Below are 19,413 nucleotides of genomic sequence, written 5' to 3' on the forward strand. Positions count from 1 at the left end.
CCTTCCGTAGTTGTGGAAGGCTTTTCTTTTTCAGACGCATTATTGATGTTGCATCGTATCCCAAAGACTCATGACTTCAATGTTTTGTAAAGGTTTTGAAAGTTTGATCTTTTTTGAGGTATTGGGAAGGAGGTCGAAGAAGTTATCACTATAATGCGTATCTCCCATCAGATAGACGTCTTTTGCCAAAACATCTGTAGAAATTTCAATCTCATCTGCTGCCACTCTTTTCATCTTAATGGCAGGTTTTGAAAGTTGTAAATCTTTAGGCCTGGCAAAGAAATGCTGGTTGGCCGCAATGACTTTTCCACCGTTATCTTTCAGGGTAAGTTGTAAAAAGATTGTATTTCTATCGGATTCATTCAGTACATTTTTAATTTCAACCGGATCAAATTTCAGAATGCTTCCCAATGTTTGCTCTTTTGAAACGCCTCTGATTTCTTTTAAAACCTTTCCCTCAAAATTTAAAACTTCGATTTTCAAGCTGACCCTATTGACATCATTCAGTCCATCATTAACCGCATAAAAGTTTAACATTCCTTCTTTTTCTTCCGTCAGAATAACCTGCTGTTCAAAACTTCTCTTCATCTGATATTGAAGCGCCTTCCAGTTTCCTGAATAATCAATGGAAGACCATGAAACAACAGGCCAGCAGTCGTTCAGCTGCCAGTATAAAGTTCCCATATTAAAAGGTTTTGCACGGCGATGGGCCTCTACAGCGATTCTCATCCCTCTTGCCTGAAGCAATTGGGAAATGTAATTGTATTTTACAAAATCTACGGGAAGCGGATAATCTCTTTTGATATATTCATTGATGATCTCCCAGCCTCTGCTATGTTTTTCATGGGCTTTAATCGTTGGATTTTGAAGATTCAGATCAGGAGTTCCCGAAAACATGGATTTTACAGCTTCAAGACCTGGCATCCCCTGAAAACCATATTCGGACATGAAGCGGCCCACCTTTTCGTTATAGATCTCAAATGGCTGTTCTCCCCACCAAACGCCCCAATAATGGGAGTCTCCTTCTGTAAGGCTTTCTTTATGTCCCCATCCAATGGATGGCGAACTCGGCCAGTATCTATTTTTATCGGGAGTAAGATTCTCCTTCAATGCATTGGGAATCACTTCATGGAACAATTTTTTATAGTCTTTCCAGACCTGAAGGGAGTCATCTTTTGAGTATTTGAACTGCTTCTGATATCCCCAGTTGACAATCGCTTCATCAATTTCATTATTTCCACACCACAAAGTAATCGAGGGATGATTCTGCAGTCGGTTAACCTGATCTTTTACTTCTTCTTTTACGTTGTTTAAAAAAGCTTCATCAGCCGGATAAAAGCTTCCGGCAAACATAAAATCCTGCCAGACTAAAATGCCGTTTTCGTCACAGGCTTTATAAAATTCATCATCTTCATAGATTCCACCGCCCCAGATACGGATCATATTCATATGGGCGTCTTTGGCATCTTTGATGAGCTTCCGGTATTTTTCTTTGGTTATTCTGGGTGAAAAACTATCAGCAGGAATCCAGTTGGTTCCTTTAGCATACAATGGCTGGCCATTGACTTTAAAGTAGAAGGATTTTCCAGCAGCATCCTTTTCCTGAACGAGTTCTACCGTTCTAAGACCAACTTTTATATTCTTTTGATCTAACGCTTTACTGTTTTTGGAAAGTTCAATTTTAAAATCATGGAGATTGGCTTCTCCCCATCCGTTGGGTTGCCAGAGTTTGAAACCGCTCACATTATAAGGAACACGAATTGTATTGATTCCTTTTTTGAGAGCAATGGTTTTGTTCAATTGATTAATATTCAAACGATAATCCCCGGCTTCCTGTGCATTAATTTCAATTTCAAAATTAAAATCCAAAACTTCATTTGAAAAGTTCTGATGGTATTTAACGTTCTCAATTTTCGCGAAATTCCAGAGTTCCAATTGTATCTCTTTCCAGATTCCTGCGGTCACCAGTCTGGGTCCCCAATCCCAACCAAACTGATATTGGGCCTTTCTTACAAAGCTGCGGGGTGATTCCGGCATAGCAAACGGAACTTTTTTCGCCAATTCCTTGCCTTGTTTCACGGCCGATTTGAATTTAATCTGTAAGTCATTGTCCCCTTGTTTCAGGAATTCTTTCACAGGAACATTCCATTTCCTGAACATATTGTCTGTTTTCTTCAACAGTTTTCCATTCAGGTAGATCTCGGAAAAGGTATCGAGACCATTAAAAATCAAATCAATATGATCATTTTTTAGTTCATTTGCTGAAACTTTAAAGGTTGTTTGATATTCCCAGTCTTCATTTTCTATCCACTGTACTTTTTTTTCATTCTCATCTTTGAAAGGATCGGGAATGATTTTATTGTCCATCAGATCAAGATGAACGGTACCCGGAATTTTTGCAGGCAACCATTTCTGCTCTTTTGTATTTTTGAACTGCCATTTCTCTGAAGACAAACTTCTTTCTGTCATTTGTGCAGTTATCATGGTTTGGATCAAAAGGAAAGCTAGCAGGATCGATTTATTCATTAATAAGTTTATTTACAATTCTGTGAATACCGTATTTGATAAGTTCACTGTTGAAATTGATAAGAAGTCCCAGTCTGATATTAGTCAGTTTAAGATAGGTCAAAACCTGTGAGTAAAAAACAGGATCCAGTTCAAGAACAGCTTTTACTTCAATGATCACCTTATTTTCCACGATTAAATCAATTTTATAGGCATTTTCTACTGTAATTTCTTTATACTTTAAAGACAAAGCTTTCTGTTGCTGTACATCCATTCCTTGTTGTTTCAATTCGTACGCAAGAGCTGCTTCATAGGCATTTTCCAATAATCCGACACCAAGATTTCTATGGACTTCTATAGCGGCTCCTATTATCTTGTAGGACAATTCGTTTTCTGTCATTCATTTGTGTTTTTATATTTTGTTTCTTATTATTTTTTGACGCAAAGGCTTATTTTACTACTGCATACTTTAAGCCTGCCAAGAAAGAATCAATTAGCATTGATTCGATTAAGCGGACGCTCATGCATTCAACTTCATCAGCGACAGAGTCGCATTCTTTGCCTTCTTTAAAATTCACCGTTATCTACGTAAAAACTTTGCGTTTAAAATATAACAAAGATTAATTTTAAAACGGCATACTTTAAACCTGCAAAGAAAGAATCAATTAGCATTGATTCGATTAAGCGAACGCTCCATTCAACTTCATCAGCGACAAAGTCGCATTCTTTGCCTTCCTTAAAATTCACCGTTATCTACGTAAAAACTTTGCGTTTAAAATATAACAAAGATTAATTTTAAAACGGCATACTTTAAGCCTGCCAAGAAAGAATCAATTAGCATTGATTCGATTAAGAGGACGCTCCATTCAACTTCATCAGCGACAAAGTCGCATTCTTTGTCTTCCTTAAAACTCACCGTTATCTACGTAAAAACTTTGCGTTTAAAAAACGAATTTATTTATTTTTCAAGGCAACCACCTCATCCGCGCTCGCAAAAGCGCCACCATCTGTAATCGCTGATGAATGAAAATAGTCTGCATTGGTGAATTCGCGGATCTCTTTAATATTGGATGAACGAAGTCCGCCTCCAACCAAAATCCCGATCCTTCCCGCAGAAAGTTCAACGAGTTTTTTCAGGTTTTCTTTACCTTCTGAAACATTGGGTTTCTGACCTGAAGTAAGAATGGTTTTAAAACCACATCCGATTACCTTTTCCAGAGCGTTTTCAAGATCCTTAGCTCTGTCAAAAGCCCGGTGAAAGGTACATGGAAGAGGATTTGCCAATTCTACTAATGTTTTATTCTGCACAAGGTTTACCTCATCATTTCCGTCGAGAATACCAAAAACAAAACCGTCAACCCCTAACGATTTTAAATAGATCAAATCCGTTTTCATTTGTTCAAACTCAGCGTTTGAATAGGTAAAATCACCGCCTCTGGGTCTGATCATTACAAAAATTGGGATATTAATTTTTGCTCTGAGATCTTTTAAGGTTTCAAAATCCGGAGTTGTTCCGCCTTCGCTTAATCCGTCACATAATTCTATTCGGTCTGCTCCGTTTTCAAAAGCTATGATTGCAGATTCAGGATTGAAACACGCTATTTCTATTTTTGACATTTATTGTTTATTGAATGGTAAGAAAAATATTTTTATTTCAAGGCAAATTCCGGCTTTTCAAGACGGTTTCCCTTCTGATCATGAACGGCAAAATTAAATCCGTCCTGAATACAGTAAGAACCGTACTCCCCTTTTTTATTCAAAGCGATAAAGCCAACCTGGATATCTTTTAAATTTTTATTTCTTCTTTTAGTAATATTGACAATTCTTTCTACGGCTTCTTTGCAGGCCTGTTGAGGATTCCTGCCCTGTCTCATCAATTCAACCACAAGATGGGTCCCCACGGTACGGATAACTTCTTCACCATGTCCGGTCGCTGTGGCTGCTCCTACTTCATTATCAACAAATAAACCTGCACCAATGATTGGGGAATCTCCCACTCTACCATGCATTTTAAACGCCATTCCACTGGTGGTACAGGCTCCGGAAAGATTTCCCTGGGCGTCCAGAGCAATCATTCCTATAGTATCATGATTTTCAATATTGGCAATAGGTTTATATTCGCTGGTTTTCAGCCACTCTTTCCATTCTTTCTCTGATTCCGGAGTAAGAAGGTTTTCTTTTTTGAATCCCTGTGATAAAGCAAACTGAAGCGCTCCATCTCCTACCAACATCACATGCGGCGTTTTTTCCATAACAGATCTTGCTACGGAAATAGGGTTTTTAATATGCTCCAAGCATGCCACTGAACCAATATTATAGTTGTCATCCATAATACAGGCATCCAGAGTCACCCTTCCGTCTCTGTCCGGACGCCCTCCGTATCCTACACTTCTTTCAGTTGGGTCCAGCTCTACAAGACGAACTCCTTTTTCTACTGCATCAAGAGCTTTTCCGCCTTTTCCAAGAATAGTCCATGCTTCTTCATTGGCTTTCAGTCCGAAATTCCAGGTGGAAAGAACGATGGGCTTACCTACTCTATTATGATTATCAGGCAGATCTTTCGCGATGAGATCCAGTGGGTTTACGGCAAGTGCCAGAGAAGCAGCGGCCGTTTTTTTGATGAAGTTTCGTCTACTTTGCATGTAAGATGTATTTGCCTCCCAAATTAGCAAATTTCCCGCTAGCAGAAAAGAAAAAAGACCACGGTAAGCGGTCTATGGTATTTATATTATTTTCTTATCATCAATGAGGTAGCTTATCTCTTACATAACCATATACCCACGTTCCTGCAATGGCACTGAGAAGGGTCATGCTCACTGCCAATGCACCAGTTCCGATCTGTGCAAAAAGTGGTCCGGGGCACGCTCCTGTCATTGCCCAACCAAAACCAAAGATCAAGCCACCGTAAATCTGGCCTTTACTAAATTTTTTAAAGGGTATATTGATAGATTCACCATCTAATGTTTTAATCCTGAATTTTTTAATTATCCATACTGAAATCATTCCAACGAAAACGGCACTCCCAATAATTCCGTACATATGGAAAGACTGGAGTCTAAACATTTCCTGTATTCTGAACCAGCTGATGACCTCAGCTTTCACAAAAACAATTCCGAAGATAATTCCGGTCATAAGGTATCTGATATAATAATACCATGGACGATTCAGACTGCTTTCATTGGTACAGGCTGTATCCTGATGAATATCGGTTTCTTTAAGGTCTGTCATTATTATTCTGTTTAAAATTGAACTAAAGGGAAAGAATGATAGGCAAAATAAAATTCGCCATTATAAAACCGCCAATCATAAAACATACTGTTGCCACCAGTGACGGCCATTGCAGATTGGAAAGTCCCATAATGGCATGGCCACTGGTACATCCGCCTGCGTATCTTGTTCCAAAGCCTACCATAAATCCTCCCACGATCAACATTATAAATCCTCGTAAGGTCAGCAGACTTTCAAAATTCATCAGCTGTACAGGCACCAGATTGGTGTAATCAGTAATTCCATAGCCTGCCAATTCGGTTTTAAGTTGGGGATTAACGGTAATTTCAGCGGTATTGAGCAGAAAATGGGAGGCAATCATTCCTCCTAAGAAAATTCCCAGTACAAAAAAAAGATTCCAGGCTTCCTTTTTCCAGTCATATTTGAAAAAGCTGATCCCAGCTGGAATGCATGCAGCACAAATATGCCTTAAAGAAGAACTGATTCCAAAGGATTTATTCCCCAGAATCAACAAAGCAGGAACGGTAAGTCCTATTAATGGTCCGGCTACATACCACGGCCATGGTTCTTTTATAATGTCAATCATTTATTTTGTCTTAATTTAATTCTGAGTAAAAATGGGAATAACTGGGGAGACTTACAGCTACTTTTGTTACATAAGGTGTTTTTGGTGATTTTTTTTTACAAAAGTTTTAAAGGAAAAATAGTTCTGGTTTCTTGAAAATCAGGGATTTTCTGATGATTATTCTTGCGTTTCAAAATTATTTTCTTTTTGAACCACCCCGTCAAAAATTCAAAGAATTTTTGCCACCCCTCCACGGGAGGGGAATGACTATCGTGGGAACGGGAAATTATAGGTTTATTTATAGAAGGATAATCCGGTTTCTGCCGAGTTTTAGTTTTCCGGCTTCTTCCAATTGTTTGAAATCTCCCGTCCGTCTTCCTCTGTTCTGATGACTTTGATCATTCCTTTCATGATGATCGGGATAGAGCGTATTGAAGCATTTTCATCCAGAATACGGTCTCCTTCACAGTAGGTTTTGGCTATGCCATATTGGTAGAGCTTTTCAACAAGTTTGGGTGAATTGGCAAATTAATTCTGAGGAAAGGATATCGTTCTGCATGAAGTCTGATCTATTAAGTCTAATTTACACCAATTTCATCTACAAAAAGCCAGGCCTTTGAATCGGCACCGGGATTTCCGGCAGGAATAATGCCTGCATTTTCAATGATCAGCTTAATGTATTGTGAGGTCTGGTTTCCTACGTTCAGTGTTATTTTTCCTTTTGAATCCTGAATTTCTTGTGTTCCGATCTCCTTAATCATTTTAAAATTCCTGCCATCATCGGAAACAAAAACTTGTGCAGATTTTGCCAGATGAATCCAGCTTCCTTTATTTTCCAGGGTATTAAAATACACTTCCGAGAAGCTTGTTTTCTGACCAAGATCAATAGTTGCCACAACATCTTTACCCTGAAAGCCCAGCCATGTTTTACCCAACTGCCTTGTATTCCCGATTATTCCGTCTACTAAGGTAAAAGCACCACCGAAAGAATAGTTTTCACTTGGTTGCTGTTCTAATGTGATTTTTTTTCCTGTGGTTTTGGAAACTGTAAATTCCTGTGAAGAAACTGCACTTTTCAGTTTTCCATCCTCAAAATAGGCGGATTTCACCGTCATCGACTTTTTAACTCTGACAGGATTCTGATAGACCTGTGAATCCAGCGAAGGTTCTGTTCCGTCAGTGGTATATCTTATCCCTGCCGGATCCTGTGATACGGTGAGCTCATAAGCAATACCTTCATTGGCAGGAACTACTTTTCCGGAGATATTGTAAATGCTTTTTGCATAATTAACCTTCATTCCATCCAAAATTTTGAACTGGCCAATGACCCTGCTTTCAAATTCTTTATAATTTTCAGGATCTGCTGTTCCCCATCCTACTTCGGAAAGTGCCATGAGTCTTGGGAATATCATGTACTGTACCTGCTTAAAATCTGTAATATATTCCGTCCATAAGTTGGCCTGAACCCCCAGAATGTATTTTGCCTGTTCCGGATTCAATTCTGAGGGAACGGGATTATACGAATAGACTTTATCCAAAGGTGTAAAACCTCCGAAAGCATTAGGTTCCGACTGTGGATCTCCCTGATAATGATCAAAATAGCAATACGCACCAGGCGTCATCACTGCGAAATGTCCTGATTTTGCGGCTTCTATTCCTCCATTTATACCCGTCCAGCTCATGACAGCGGCGTTTGGAGCAAGACCTCCCTCAAGGATTTCGTCCCAGCCGATGATCTTTCTGCCTTTACTGTTTACATATTTTTCAATTCTGTGAATGAAATAGCTTTGCAGGCCATGTTCGTCTTTCAGATTATTCTTCTTAATTAATTCCTGACAGTGGGCGCATTCTTTCCATCTTGTTTTCGGACATTCATCGCCGCCGATGTGGATGTACTGGGAAGGGAAAAGTTTCATGACTTCATCGAGAACATTTTCGAGAAAGGTGAATGTTTCTTCTTTCGGACAAAAAACATCATCAAAAACACCCCATTTTGTAGCGGATTCAAATGGCCCTTTTGTACAGGCCAGTTCCGGATATGCTGATAAAGCGGCTAAAGCATGTCCCGGCATTTCAATTTCCGGAACGACAGTGATATGTCTTTGCTGGGCATATTTAACGACATCCCTGATCTGCTCCTGAGTGTAGAAATAGGGACCGTAAGGTTTTCCGTCAAAAGTATTGTCAACATACGCACCCACCATTGATTCTTTACGTTTTGAACCGATCTCTGTAAGTTTTGGATATTTTTTAATTTCAATTCTCCAGCCCTGATCATCTGTAAGGTGCCAGTGAAAAGTATTCAGCTTGTACATGGCCAGATAATCGATGTATTGCTTCACTTCGTCAACGTTAAAGAAATGGCGGCAGACATCCAAATGCATTCCGCGCCAGGCAAATTTTGGATAATCCTTGATCTTTACAGCAGGAATTTTACCGTCTTTAGAATTCTGAATAAGTTGAAGCATCGTTTGAATACCGTGAAAAAGCCCTGCATCATCCTTTCCAATCACAGACATAAAGTTTTCTGCTACATTAATTTCATAATCTTCTTTTTTGTCCTTATCTACAGATACAAAAATGACATCTGTTCCATGAGTTCTTTCATTTTTTGACAGATCCAACTGATAGTTTTTATTTAAAGATTTAAGAAAAAACTGATACTCAAAAGACTTTTCATTGCCTTTTACAGCTGTTGTATTACTTAAAATAAATTCTCCTTTTGAAAACTCAACACTTTGGGGATAAGGAACTAAATTTGGTTTTGTCTGAGCGGAAAAAACACTGAAAAAAAGAACAGAAAATACAAAAAGAAAACGTCGCATTTGAGTATAATTAAGGTGTTAGCTAATATAATTATTTTCCAAAACTCTTTTACGTATTTAACCTATTAAATAATAAAACATCTAAATTTGCAAAAAAATACAATGAGAAAAAGCATTTTACTGGCCGCAGGATTATTATTTTCAGTTTCTTCGCAGGCACAGCTCTTAGATATCATTAAATCTACTGTTAAAACTAAAACAGGGGTTGATCTTGACAATCCGTCAAAAACTAATAGTTCTGCAACGACAACCAGTACGACCACAACTCCAGCCAAAACATCTCCGGTGAACCTTGGAAATCTTACTTCCACACAGATCTCTTCAGGATTAAAGGAAGCTTTAAGTCTTGGAGTTACTGATGGGGTAAAAAAACTGGCACTAACAGATGGGTTCTTTAAAAATGAAGCGGTTAAAATTTTAATGCCTGAAAAATTAAGAAAGATTGATACGACTTTGCGTTCTCTGGGAATGGGAAGCCTGGCGGATGAAGGGGTAAAGTTATTGAACAGAGCTGCTGAGGATGCTGTAACCGAAGCTGCTCCTATTTTCACAAAAGCGATCACCTCCATGACCATCACTGATGCTAAAAATATATTATTAAGCAATGACAATGCGGCTACGAATTATCTACAGACCAAAACGCAAAGCCAGTTGTTTACAGCTTTCCAGCCTAAAGTGAAAGCTTCGTTGGGAAAAGTAGGTGCTGATACCGTCTGGAAAAACCTGATCACCAAATACAACACGTTTACAGGACAGTCTGTCACAACGGATCTTAATGAGTATGTGACGACAGAAACCATCAACGGTGTTTTCAAAATGGTAGCGGACAAAGAAAGCGGAATCAGAAATACTCCGGCTATGAGAACAACTTCTATTTTACAGAAGGTTTTTGGCGCTCAGGATGCGAAATAGATGTCGGATATGAGACTTCTCATTGGAGGTTTAAAATTTATCAGACATTAAAATATAAAAAAGGCTGTTTCAATTTCTGAAACAGCCTTTTCTTTTGCTCTGAAACGAAAATTATTTTATATGCTTCGACTATGCTCAGCATGATATTTCCGGTACGATCTGTCATCGTTAACAGTCAGTTTTCAGCAGTGTTATTCTGATTTATAGATTGAAGGTTTATGAATGAAATTCACGAAGCGTCTTCAATTATATTAAAATTGCATTTCAGGAATTTCACCATCGATGATGAGATCTGCTTCGGTTGATTTTACAATATGTTCTACTGAAACCCCCGGTGCTCTTTCTATTAGTTTAAATCCTTCAGGAGTTACATCTAACACTGCCAGTTCGGTCACTACTCTTTTCACGCAGTTAACCCCTGTAAGCGGAAGGCTGCATTTTTTCAGTATTTTGCTTTCTCCGGCTTTATTTACGTGCATCATGGCTACGATGATATTTTCAGCAGAAGCTACAAGGTCCATCGCCCCGCCCATTCCTTTGACCATTTTACCGGGAATTTTCCAGTTGGCAATATCTCCGTTTTCTGAAACTTCCATCGCTCCCAGAATGGTAAGATCTACTTTCTGACCGCGGATCATCCCGAAACTGAAGGCTGAGTCGAAAAATGACCCCCCAGGCAGAATAGTAATGGTCTGTTTTCCGGCATTGATGATATCGGCATCCTCCTCACCTTCGAAAGGGAAAGGTCCCATCCCGAGAACTCCGTTTTCACTCTGGAATTCTACGGAAATACCCTCTGGAACGTAGTTAGCGACCAAAGTTGGGATTCCGATTCCCAGGTTTACATAATAACGGTCTTTCAGTTCTTTTGAAATCCTTTTAGCAATTTGTTCTTTTGTAAGCATAATAAAAACTTAAACTGCAATTTAAATCTTTTCACTTGAATACAAAAGGCCTTTGTTACTGAAAATTATTAAGATTTCCCTGATTTCGGGACAATGTAATGATGTACCGAAGCAAAGCATACAGGAAGTATCTCTGACAAGGTTTAAGATCTTGCCAGGGATATCGTCTTTCGCTCGTTTCTATCAGCTTTTATCGTCATTATATTATTTTTTTTAACCAGAGCTCAGGTTAATACTGTAAGTCAAAATAATATCTCTAATTTTGCATCATTATTTATTAGAATGAAAATACTTTTAAGATACCTTAAGCCCTACCAATGGCTCATTGCTCTTTCTTTACTACTGGCAACCGTTAATCAGGTTTTTTCTTTATTTGCTCCGGCTATTACAGGGAATATTCTGGATCAGCTGGTTACGCATCCCAATTTTTTTGATAAGGAAAAACTCTTACCCCGAAATCTGAATGAATATTTATACGGAAGCGGAATTTATCACGGTGTTTTTTACTTTCTGGGATTACTTATCGGAACAGCAATGGTAAGCAGAATTGCCAAGGCTTTTCAGGATTATGCGGTAAGCGTTATCACACAAAAGTTTGGTGCAAAAATTTTCACAGACGGGTTAAAGCATTCAATGGCACTGCCTTATCAGGAATTTGAGGATCAGAGAAGTGGAGAAACTTTATCAATTTTAACAAAAGTGAGAGAAGATACTGTAAAATTCATCACCAGTTTCATTAATATTTTCTTCGGAATCCTGGTCAGTATTATTTTCGTGTCTGTATATGCCATTCGGTTGCATTGGTCAATCATGCCTGTCTATATCTGCGGAATTTTTCTTGTTGCCTTCATCACTAATTTATTAAGTAAAAGGATAAAAGGCATTCAGAAAAATATTGTTTCAGAAACGACGGCTTTAGCCGGAAGTACTACAGAAAGTTTAAGAAATATAGAAATTGTCAAAAGTTTGGGGTTAACGAATCAAGAGGTGATCCGTCTAAATAATAATACGTATAAGATTCTGGGGCTTGAGCTGAGAAAAGTCAAAAGTATCCGTTCATTAAGCTTTATTCAGGGAACGATGGTCAATTTTCTTCAACAGACCATTACCATGACCTTGTTATTCCTGATTTTTAAAAATATTGTCACTCCGGGTCAGTATCTGTCTCTGATGTTTTATGGTTTCTTTATTTTCGGACCAATGCAGGAAATAGGGAACATTATTATTTCTTATCGCGAGGCTGAAGCTTCTCTTCAGAATTTCGATCAGTTAATGAAAAAAGAGGTGGAAGAAAAGCCTCTTCATCCCAAACAAATTGGGGCTATTGAAGAATTGGAGTTTAGACATGTTTCTTTTAAACACCAGTCTGCTCAATATAAAGCCCTGAATAATATCTCCTTTGATGTTAAAAACGGAGAAACCATTGCTTTTGTGGGACCAAGCGGATCGGGGAAAAGTACAATGGTTAAATTGCTGGTTGGGCTGTACAGACCTCAGGAAGGCAATGTTTTCTTCAATACCATTAATGGAAAAGAGTTTGATTTTGATGAACTGAGAAATCAAATTGGTTTTGTCACTCAGGATACCCAACTTTTTGCAGGAACCATTAAGGAAAATCTTCTTTTTGTGAATCCTGAGGCTACAGAATCGGATTTGGAAATTGCATTACAAAAATCGAGCTGTACTGCATTGTTACAAAGAGCTGAAAAAGGGATAGACACGGTGATTGGTGAGGGCGGACTGAAATTGAGTGGCGGAGAAAAACAAAGAATCGCCATCGCAAGAGCCCTTTTAAGAAAACCTCATTTATTGATTTTTGACGAAGCTACCTCAGCTTTGGACAGTATTACCGAGGAAGAAATCACGTCTACGATTAAAAATATTTCAAAAGAAAAGGAACAGATCACGGTTCTTATTGCGCATCGTCTCAGTACAATCATGCATGCAGACCGGATTTATGTGCTTGAACGCGGACAAGTAATAGAAATGGGATCTCACGATAATCTGATTGCTGAAAAAGGCTTGTACTACGCCATGTGGCGACAGCAGATCGGGGAAAGAAAAATGCTCATTTCACCGGAAGCATAATACAAATAAAGCGCTGAACTTTCGTTCAGCGCTTTTGTTTTTATTCAAATTTTAACCCTAAAACATTCAATTAAGAGTAAGGATCAAGCACACTTACCTTTGTTAGAAAATATAAGATTTTCATTGGAGTAAACCTGATCAATTTCTTGTGAATTTTGTGGTTAAAAACAGGAATTTTATTCTTTTGTTCTCACTGTTCTCTGCTCAATTCTCTTTTCAAAATTCTCCCCCTGGAAAATTCTCTGGATCATGATCCCCGGAATATGGATTTCGTTAGGGTCTAATTCTCCCGGTTCTACGAGCTCTTCTACTTCAGCGATGGTAATTTTTGCAGCACCGGCCATTGGATGGTTGAAATTTCTTGCTGAACCTTTAAAAATAAGGTTTCCTACATGATCTCCTTTCCAGGCTTTTACAATAGAATAATCAGCTTTATAAGCATGTTCCAGAATATGAGGCTTTCCGTCAAAATCTTTCACTTCTTTCCCTTCTGCAATTTCAGTTCCGTAACCTGCAGGTGTATAAAAAGCAGGAATTCCAGCTTGTGCCGCTCTGCATTTTTCCGCTAAAGTTCCCTGTGGGGTAAGTTCCACTTCAAGTTCTCCTGACAACATCTGTCTTTCGAATTCTGCATTTTCTCCTACATACGAAGAGATCATTTTTTTGATCTGTCTTTTCTGAAGCAGTAATCCTAATCCGAAATCATCAACCCCTGCATTGTTTGAAATACACGTTACATCTTTCACATCGCTCTCTACCAAAGCATTGATTGAGTTTTCAGGAATACCGCACAGACCAAATCCGCCCAGCATTAAAGTCATTCCATCCTGAATTCCTTCGATGGCTTCCTTCGCATTTTTTACTCTTTTATCTATCATGAAATATTAGATTTTTCTGTCCGTTAAATTTAATAAATTTTATCAAATATCCTAAGAACGGAATTCGTACTGTTTTTCATAAGAACAATCAACAAGACAAATCATGAAAAATTCCGGGTTTTTACGGATCCAAAATACTGTCAGCGCTTTCTATTTCTCAGTAAATTGATTTATATTTGATCCTGTAAAATCTGACTGTATTCTACGACCGTTTCTGTATTTCCAATCCTATTTTATATTTTTAATTACCGAATCATTTAAACTTTAATAAAACATGAAAAAATTATTTACGTCAGCCATTTTGGTCCTGATTCTCAGCATCAGTGTCGGTGCACAGGAAAAAGTCTATTTTGACGAAAACTGGGAAAAAACCACTCAGGATAAAATGGAATTCTACCGTGAAACAGAGAATAAAGGCAAACTCACTTTAATCAGAGATTTTTATAAAAACGGCAAACTTCAGATGGAGGGTCTCGCATCCAATACAATTCCTGGCAGCGAAGTCTATGAAGGTAAAGTGATCTGGTACAGTCCTGAAGGTAAAATCTTAAGCACCGCAACCTTTTCCGGAGGAAAGCAAATAGGACCGGCTCAGACGTTTGATGAGAAAGGAAGACCTGTGGAGGATCTTGTGTATAAAGCGGATGGTACCTTTAAGGGAAAAATGTACGTCTATAAAGATCCGGAGTTATCCTCTTTTTATAACAGCGTTACGATTTATGAGAATTCTGATACTTTCAAAACAATAGCTTATGATGAGGATATTAAAGGAATACGGTACGAGATCACGACAGACAGTAAAGGAAAGTATGAAACTAAATATTACGGCGATAAGGGAAAACATATTGGTACCAGCAATGCGAACAGTTCGGATGACAATCTGCTCGTTGAGTATTATTATCATCCGATGAGGGTATCCAAAATCGAGAAACAGAAAAGTGACGGAACAATAAAGGAGAGCATCATCTATTCAAAAAACGGTAAAATACTCCAGGAAGAAAAGAAAAACAAAAAAGACGGCTACAAGACAACCTATGATGAAACAGGTAAGAAAATAGGAAATTTAACCTATGTTTACGAGAAGGAATCCAACTATTACAAGCCTCAGGATGGTGAAGATTATCAGTTTAATTATGATCTTTCCGGCTACAGTGTGATTGACGTGTACAAAAACGGTTCGGTTGTACTGAATAAATATTTTGATGAAGACGGAAAACTATCTTCTGAAAAAGTAGTAAAAGATGATATGATCCAGGAGATCAAATATTATCATCCGGACGGAAGACTTAAAGGAGCCCTAACGTACAAAGATGATATGCCTTACACCGGAACTTTGTTTGAAGAACTTAATGAACAGCAGTATAAAGAGGGTATTTTAGTCCTTTCAAAATCTTTCAGAGAAGACGAAAAAATAAAATCAGAGAAAAAACTGAATGCCAAGCAGACGGGATATGATTCTACTGTTTATGATGAAAAAGGAGGAATTGCTTATACCTACACCCACCCTTTGGAAGAAGGAGAAGGTTTCACTGCGCAGATTGTACAGTATGTGAAAGGAAAGCCCGGGAATAAATCCGTTGTAAAAGAAGGAATCCTTCAGAGTGGAAAAATAAAGTATAAAACAGAATCAGGTTTAAAGGAAATGGAACGTAGCGGAAAATGGATTCTTTTAAAAGTGTATACTGCAGAAGGAAAGCTTATTCAGGATTCAAAAATTCTTGCAGATACCGAACCACAGGATCTTTATAATGCTTCGAGTACGACTTTACAGGAAGATGATCTTCTTTACGAGTTTTAAAAAATATATCACCTAAATATTAGCAGAAAATCGGTTGTTTGTCATGGCCGATTTTTGCTTTGTGACATTTTCAGTACCAAAAACTAAACAAAAGTGTAAAGCATATTTCAAATCATTTATCGTTTTTTGCATTTAAAACTTATACTACTATGAATGAAGAATTTTGCTCGAACTGTAAACAAAATATCAAACCTAAGCGGATCGACGGACATTATATCCTCCATGAAATTGAACATGTTTTACATTTCGACAGAGGTATTTTATATACCATAAGAGAATTACTGATCAGACCTGGAGAAAACATCAGAAATTTTATCAGTGAGAACAGGAGCAGGCTTGTCAAGCCTGTACTATTTATTATTGTCACATCCCTTATTTATACGATTATCAGTCATTTTTTTCATATCGAAGAAGGCTATATAAAAATAGATGCTGCAAAAGGGATGCAGCTCAACACCATCAATCATTGGGTTCAAAGTCATTATGGGTATTCCAATATAATTATGGGCGGATTTATTGCTTTTTGGTTAAAAATATTTTTCAAAAAATATGATTACAATTTTTTTGAAATATTAATCCTCCTGTGTTTTATCCTGGGAATGGAAATGCTGATGTTTTCTGTTTTTGCCATTTTTGAAGGGGTAACGAAATATCCTTTAATGCAGATTGCTGCAGTGATTGTATTTGTTTATTTTTCCTGGGCGGTAGGACAATTCTTCGATAAGTCAAGGATCGCCAGTTATTTTAAAGCTCTTGTTTCCTATATATTGGGAATGATCACAAAAGCGGGAAGTAATTTTCCCGCTTTTCCAAATATGTTTTTACAATATTACTGTATTACCAGTTTTAAAGTAAATAATTTTCTTGTATGAACTTTCACGAAGTATATGCCTTTCGGAAGGTTTTCATTGACCAGAGAAAAGCGTTGGTTGTTGATATTTTTTGATTCATACAACAACTGCCCTGATGCTGAAACGAGTTCTATTTTCTCAATCGGGTAATCACTCTTAATGAAGGTAGGTTCCCCCGGTTTTGTAGGATTCGGATATAAAACCACATTTTTTTCTGTACTCTTCACTTCATCCGTTCCCAGTGATCCTGAGGTCACCTGGAATTGTTTTCTGTTTGAAACTTCAGTGTAAGAGTCATTGGTAAACATCACCATATAGTAGTTCCCCGGAGTGGCGGGAAGCGCTGTTCCCTGGATTGTTTTTGTTCCCTGCGTAACTCCATCGAAATACGTATAAGAAACAAAATTATCATCAGGAGTCTGAATATTCTGAGGATAAATTCCCAGCCAGTCTTTGATAATTCCAGGAGAATCCGTCCATGAAGCGGTAATATTTTCACCTAATGTATAGACCGGTTTGTTGATCCATAGGTCTGTTACAATATCCCCTACTTTAAAGAATACTTTATCTCCGATTCCTGTATACCCGTCTTCAAGCAGATACTGGGCATAATAATATCCTTTCGGAAGGCCTGTAAAATTCAGTGTTCCTGAAGGCGTTGTTACATAGCTCCATTGAATAGCCGTATTGGTTCCGGGAGTCTGTCCCATTTTATAAACCCCGATCCAGTCTTTCACCAGATTCGGTCCGTTGCTGTAATTGATGACTACTGTTCCTCCTACCGGATAAGTGTCTGCGGTAGCCTGCAGCTGTACTTTCGGGCCTACATAGAAGTTTTTTCTACCCGTAATTTCAGTATACCCATTATTCGCGAAGAAACCTGCAAAATACTGGCCTTTACTGGCCAGGCCATTGGTGAAAACGGCTGTTCCTGCAGATTGTCCATTCGTATAAATAAATCCCTGGGAAGTCGTTGTAGCAGGGGTCTGTCCTTTTTTATAGATTCCTACCCAATCCTGCTGATTTCCGGGACCTCCGGTATAAGTGGCCGTGATGGGTTCAGCTTGTGTGTATTCTGTTTTATCTAATGTAAATGTGGGGTTTGAAACTACACTTCCGGTCACCTCAAACTGTTTTACCTCGCTCCAGTCACTCCATTCCAGGTTTCTGTCTCTGTAGCGGACTTTTACATAATAATTTCCGTTTGAAATAGAGTTTGCCGCAATGGTAGCCTTGGTAATATCAATTCCTGCATTTAAGTTTTTCGTATGATCCGGAGTTCCGTTTCCGTCTTTTCCGAACCAGTTTTCATAATCACGGTAGAATTCTTTTTCAATGACTGAAAAATTAGCTGCTTTACTGATCTGAAACTGGGTGGTGTTCAGGAGCTCTCCGTTGGATGATGCAAAAGCACTTCCGTTCAGGGTTAAAGGTAATGTTACCGGAGCTGAAAAAGTATTGGCAATACTAGGTTTTGAAGGTTTTGGCTGATTTTTATACCTGTGGAAAGTATCTACCAGTTCATTGTATTTTCTATTATAGACTCCTCCTATCGAGTAGCACTCTATATCTACCTTTCCGGTCTGTACATCTACTTCCACGATCTGGTAAGTCCAGTCTGTAAGGGTTTTCTGTACATCATCAAAATCCTTTTCGTTAGACATTCCCCAATACTGATCCCATGCCGTTCCTCCGGAAATAATCTGGTAATTAGGGGTTTCTTTCAACTGGCCTCTGTGATACAGGTGATGGTGAGCTCCAACGTGCATTAAATATTTATTGGAAGTCGTCAGCAACGGCACTGCATTGTTTCTTACCCAGGTCGAAATATCGCCTACATACTGCTCTGCCTGATACGGTCTGTGGCTTAAAGAAATGATCCAGTCTACAGTAGGATCTCCGTTGGCTTCGTTCAGGATCTGAGAAAGCCAGGTCTGTTGTGCAGTACCGGTATGTTCAGAACTTAAGCTTACAAACAAAACGTTTCCTGCTTGCTGTGCATAATAGTTTTCATTTCCTGATGCGATATTTTTATATTTAATCTCATCAATATAGAAATGGGCATAGTAGGAATTCATCCCAAGAGTTCCGTAGGTCTCATGGTTTCCTACCGTTGTCTGAATAGGAAGATAAGGGGATAATTTGATGTTCTTTTTAAAATGGACGTTCTCATAATGATCGAGCGTACCGACATCCACCTGATCTCCAACCATAAAAGTAAGGGCAATATTATCTGAAGGATCTGAGCCGGCTCCAAACTTTTGCTTTAATTTTTTAAAAGCATTCAAAGTAAGGGAATCATACCTGGGTTCTGCCTTGATCTGGTTGTCTCCCATGATCAGGAAACGTATTTTTCCATCTGCAGTAGCAGGTTGTCCCGGCAGAGGAAGTGTTCTGAAGTTATAGATCGATGACTCGCTGGTCCCGGTCTTTATCTTATAATAGTATTTGGTGTTCGGCTGAAGTCCTGCCACTTTTGCTGTATGATAGTAATAGTTGTTATTATAACCGATATCGGAAAAAATATGGGTTGTTCCCGTCACCGTTACATTCAGACTGGTTGGAGATGTTCCGTAGATAACGGTTGTTTCATTGTCTGAAGCTGTTTTCCAGTTGACAATCATCGAGTTCGGCGTCGGATTCTGCAGGTAGGGAAACAAGGCCTGCCCGAATGCCATCTGGACGGCAAAACAGAAAAAGAAGAAATAATGTTTCATAATAGTTTACTTTTGTATAGATTTATTTTGATTTGTAAATCAGGCTATTAAAAAAGAAATAGGCTGATTTTTTAATTTCGGGCAAAAGTAGACTTCGTATATAAACTGTGCCTGTCGGGAATTTAAAGGAACTGTTAACTT

The 19,413-nt window shown here is 38.4% G+C and carries 14 protein-coding genes; 4 read left to right on the plus strand and 10 right to left on the minus strand.

What is annotated here, in order from left to right:
- Positions 1 to 39: 39 nt before the first annotated feature.
- The 7 genes from EG346_RS22955 to EG346_RS22985 form a co-directional block, all read right to left on the minus strand.
- Positions 40 to 2,526 (minus strand): beta-mannosidase, encoded by a 2,487-nt coding sequence (locus EG346_RS22955; protein ID WP_123882063.1) that lies wholly within the window; start codon positions 2,524 to 2,526, stop codon positions 40 to 42.
- On the minus strand, positions 2,519 to 2,905 hold the full coding sequence (locus EG346_RS22960; protein ID WP_123882066.1) for a GxxExxY protein: 387 nt from the start codon (positions 2,903 to 2,905) through the stop codon (positions 2,519 to 2,521). Before EG346_RS22960 ends, EG346_RS22955 begins: the two co-directional genes overlap by 8 nt.
- A 554-nt stretch (positions 2,906 to 3,459) precedes the next feature.
- Positions 3,460 to 4,122: a copper homeostasis protein CutC gene (locus tag EG346_RS22965; protein ID WP_123882070.1), complete on the minus strand. Its 663-nt coding sequence runs from the start codon at positions 4,120 to 4,122 to the stop codon at positions 3,460 to 3,462.
- Positions 4,123 to 4,154: 32 nt separating this feature from the next.
- Positions 4,155 to 5,147 carry an isoaspartyl peptidase/L-asparaginase family protein gene (locus EG346_RS22970; RefSeq protein WP_073335036.1) on the minus strand — a complete coding sequence of 331 codons (993 nt, stop codon included), beginning with the start codon at positions 5,145 to 5,147 and terminating at the stop codon, positions 4,155 to 4,157.
- 100 nt (positions 5,148 to 5,247) lie between these two features.
- Complete coding sequence (locus tag EG346_RS22975; protein ID WP_123882073.1) at positions 5,248 to 5,733, minus strand: DUF6691 family protein; 486 nt, start codon at positions 5,731 to 5,733, stop codon at positions 5,248 to 5,250.
- A 22-nt stretch (positions 5,734 to 5,755) separates the two neighbouring features.
- The gene (locus EG346_RS22980) at positions 5,756 to 6,319 is read right to left on the minus strand and encodes a YeeE/YedE family protein (protein WP_123882076.1); all 564 of its coding nucleotides are present in this window, start codon (positions 6,317 to 6,319) and stop codon (positions 5,756 to 5,758) included.
- Positions 6,320 to 6,876: 557 nt separating this feature from the next.
- Entirely contained in the window at positions 6,877 to 9,123 is a 2,247-nt protein-coding gene (locus EG346_RS22985; protein ID WP_123882079.1) for a glycoside hydrolase family 20 protein, read from the minus strand.
- Positions 9,124 to 9,225: 102 nt separating this feature from the next.
- Here EG346_RS22985 and EG346_RS22990 point away from each other — a divergent pair, with 102 nt between their 5' ends.
- Positions 9,226 to 10,035, plus strand: a complete 810-nt coding sequence (locus EG346_RS22990) for a DUF4197 domain-containing protein (RefSeq protein WP_073335041.1) — start codon at positions 9,226 to 9,228, stop codon at positions 10,033 to 10,035.
- A gap of 251 nt (positions 10,036 to 10,286) precedes the next feature.
- Here the strand turns inward: EG346_RS22990 and EG346_RS22995 are convergent, their stop codons facing one another.
- Complete coding sequence (locus tag EG346_RS22995; RefSeq protein ID WP_073335042.1) at positions 10,287 to 10,940, minus strand: CoA transferase subunit B; 654 nt, start codon at positions 10,938 to 10,940, stop codon at positions 10,287 to 10,289.
- A gap of 282 nt (positions 10,941 to 11,222) precedes the next feature.
- Here EG346_RS22995 and EG346_RS23000 point away from each other — a divergent pair, with 282 nt between their 5' ends.
- The gene (locus tag EG346_RS23000) at positions 11,223 to 13,028 is read left to right on the plus strand and encodes an ABC transporter ATP-binding protein (protein ID WP_073335043.1); all 1,806 of its coding nucleotides are present in this window, start codon (positions 11,223 to 11,225) and stop codon (positions 13,026 to 13,028) included.
- 176 nt (positions 13,029 to 13,204) lie between these two features.
- Here the strand turns inward: EG346_RS23000 and EG346_RS23005 are convergent, their stop codons facing one another.
- Positions 13,205 to 13,906, minus strand: coding sequence for a CoA transferase subunit A (locus tag EG346_RS23005; RefSeq protein WP_073335044.1), 702 nt, complete (start codon positions 13,904 to 13,906; stop codon positions 13,205 to 13,207).
- Between the two features lie 274 nt (positions 13,907 to 14,180).
- On the opposite strand from EG346_RS23005, the gene EG346_RS23010 reads away from it, so the two are divergent.
- Together EG346_RS23010 and EG346_RS23015 are read left to right on the plus strand one after the other, a co-directional pair.
- Positions 14,181 to 15,704 carry a membrane-binding protein gene (locus EG346_RS23010; protein WP_123882082.1) on the plus strand — a complete coding sequence of 508 codons (1,524 nt, stop codon included), beginning with the start codon at positions 14,181 to 14,183 and terminating at the stop codon, positions 15,702 to 15,704.
- A 149-nt stretch (positions 15,705 to 15,853) separates the two neighbouring features.
- Entirely contained in the window at positions 15,854 to 16,576 is a 723-nt protein-coding gene (locus tag EG346_RS23015; protein WP_123882085.1) for a DUF3667 domain-containing protein, read from the plus strand.
- On the opposite strand, the gene EG346_RS23020 is transcribed toward EG346_RS23015, so the two are convergent.
- Positions 16,534 to 19,272 carry a fibronectin type III domain-containing protein gene (locus EG346_RS23020; protein ID WP_123882088.1) on the minus strand — a complete coding sequence of 913 codons (2,739 nt, stop codon included), beginning with the start codon at positions 19,270 to 19,272 and terminating at the stop codon, positions 16,534 to 16,536. The two genes, EG346_RS23015 and EG346_RS23020, sit on opposite strands and share 43 nt — an antisense overlap.
- Positions 19,273 to 19,413: the final 141 nt, after the last annotated feature.

Source organism: Chryseobacterium carnipullorum (assembly GCF_003815695.1).
Taxonomy (GTDB): Bacteria; Bacteroidota; Bacteroidia; order Flavobacteriales; family Weeksellaceae; genus Chryseobacterium; species Chryseobacterium carnipullorum.

Excerpts from the sequence above, each read along its gene's own strand:
- EG346_RS22985 (WP_123882079.1), bottom strand. The coding sequence starts at position 9,123 with ATGCGACGTTTTCTTTTTGTATTTTCTGTTCTTTTTTTCAGTGTTTTT.
- EG346_RS23020 (WP_123882088.1), bottom strand. The coding sequence starts at position 19,272 with ATGAAACATTATTTCTTCTTTTTCTGTTTTGCCGTCCAGATGGCATTC.
- EG346_RS23000 (WP_073335043.1), top strand. The coding sequence starts at position 11,223 with ATGAAAATACTTTTAAGATACCTTAAGCCCTACCAATGGCTCATTGCT.
- EG346_RS23010 (WP_123882082.1), top strand. The coding sequence starts at position 14,181 with ATGAAAAAATTATTTACGTCAGCCATTTTGGTCCTGATTCTCAGCATC.
- EG346_RS22990 (WP_073335041.1), top strand. The coding sequence starts at position 9,226 with ATGAGAAAAAGCATTTTACTGGCCGCAGGATTATTATTTTCAGTTTCT.
- EG346_RS22995 (WP_073335042.1), bottom strand. The coding sequence starts at position 10,940 with ATGCTTACAAAAGAACAAATTGCTAAAAGGATTTCAAAAGAACTGAAA.
- EG346_RS22955 (WP_123882063.1), bottom strand. The coding sequence starts at position 2,526 with ATGAATAAATCGATCCTGCTAGCTTTCCTTTTGATCCAAACCATGATA.
- EG346_RS22975 (WP_123882073.1), bottom strand. The coding sequence starts at position 5,733 with ATGACAGACCTTAAAGAAACCGATATTCATCAGGATACAGCCTGTACC.
- EG346_RS22970 (WP_073335036.1), bottom strand. The coding sequence starts at position 5,147 with ATGCAAAGTAGACGAAACTTCATCAAAAAAACGGCCGCTGCTTCTCTG.
- EG346_RS22980 (WP_123882076.1), bottom strand. The coding sequence starts at position 6,319 with ATGATTGACATTATAAAAGAACCATGGCCGTGGTATGTAGCCGGACCA.
- EG346_RS22965 (WP_123882070.1), bottom strand. The coding sequence starts at position 4,122 with ATGTCAAAAATAGAAATAGCGTGTTTCAATCCTGAATCTGCAATCATA.
- EG346_RS23005 (WP_073335044.1), bottom strand. The coding sequence starts at position 13,906 with ATGATAGATAAAAGAGTAAAAAATGCGAAGGAAGCCATCGAAGGAATT.
- EG346_RS23015 (WP_123882085.1), top strand. The coding sequence starts at position 15,854 with ATGAATGAAGAATTTTGCTCGAACTGTAAACAAAATATCAAACCTAAG.
- EG346_RS22960 (WP_123882066.1), bottom strand. The coding sequence starts at position 2,905 with ATGACAGAAAACGAATTGTCCTACAAGATAATAGGAGCCGCTATAGAA.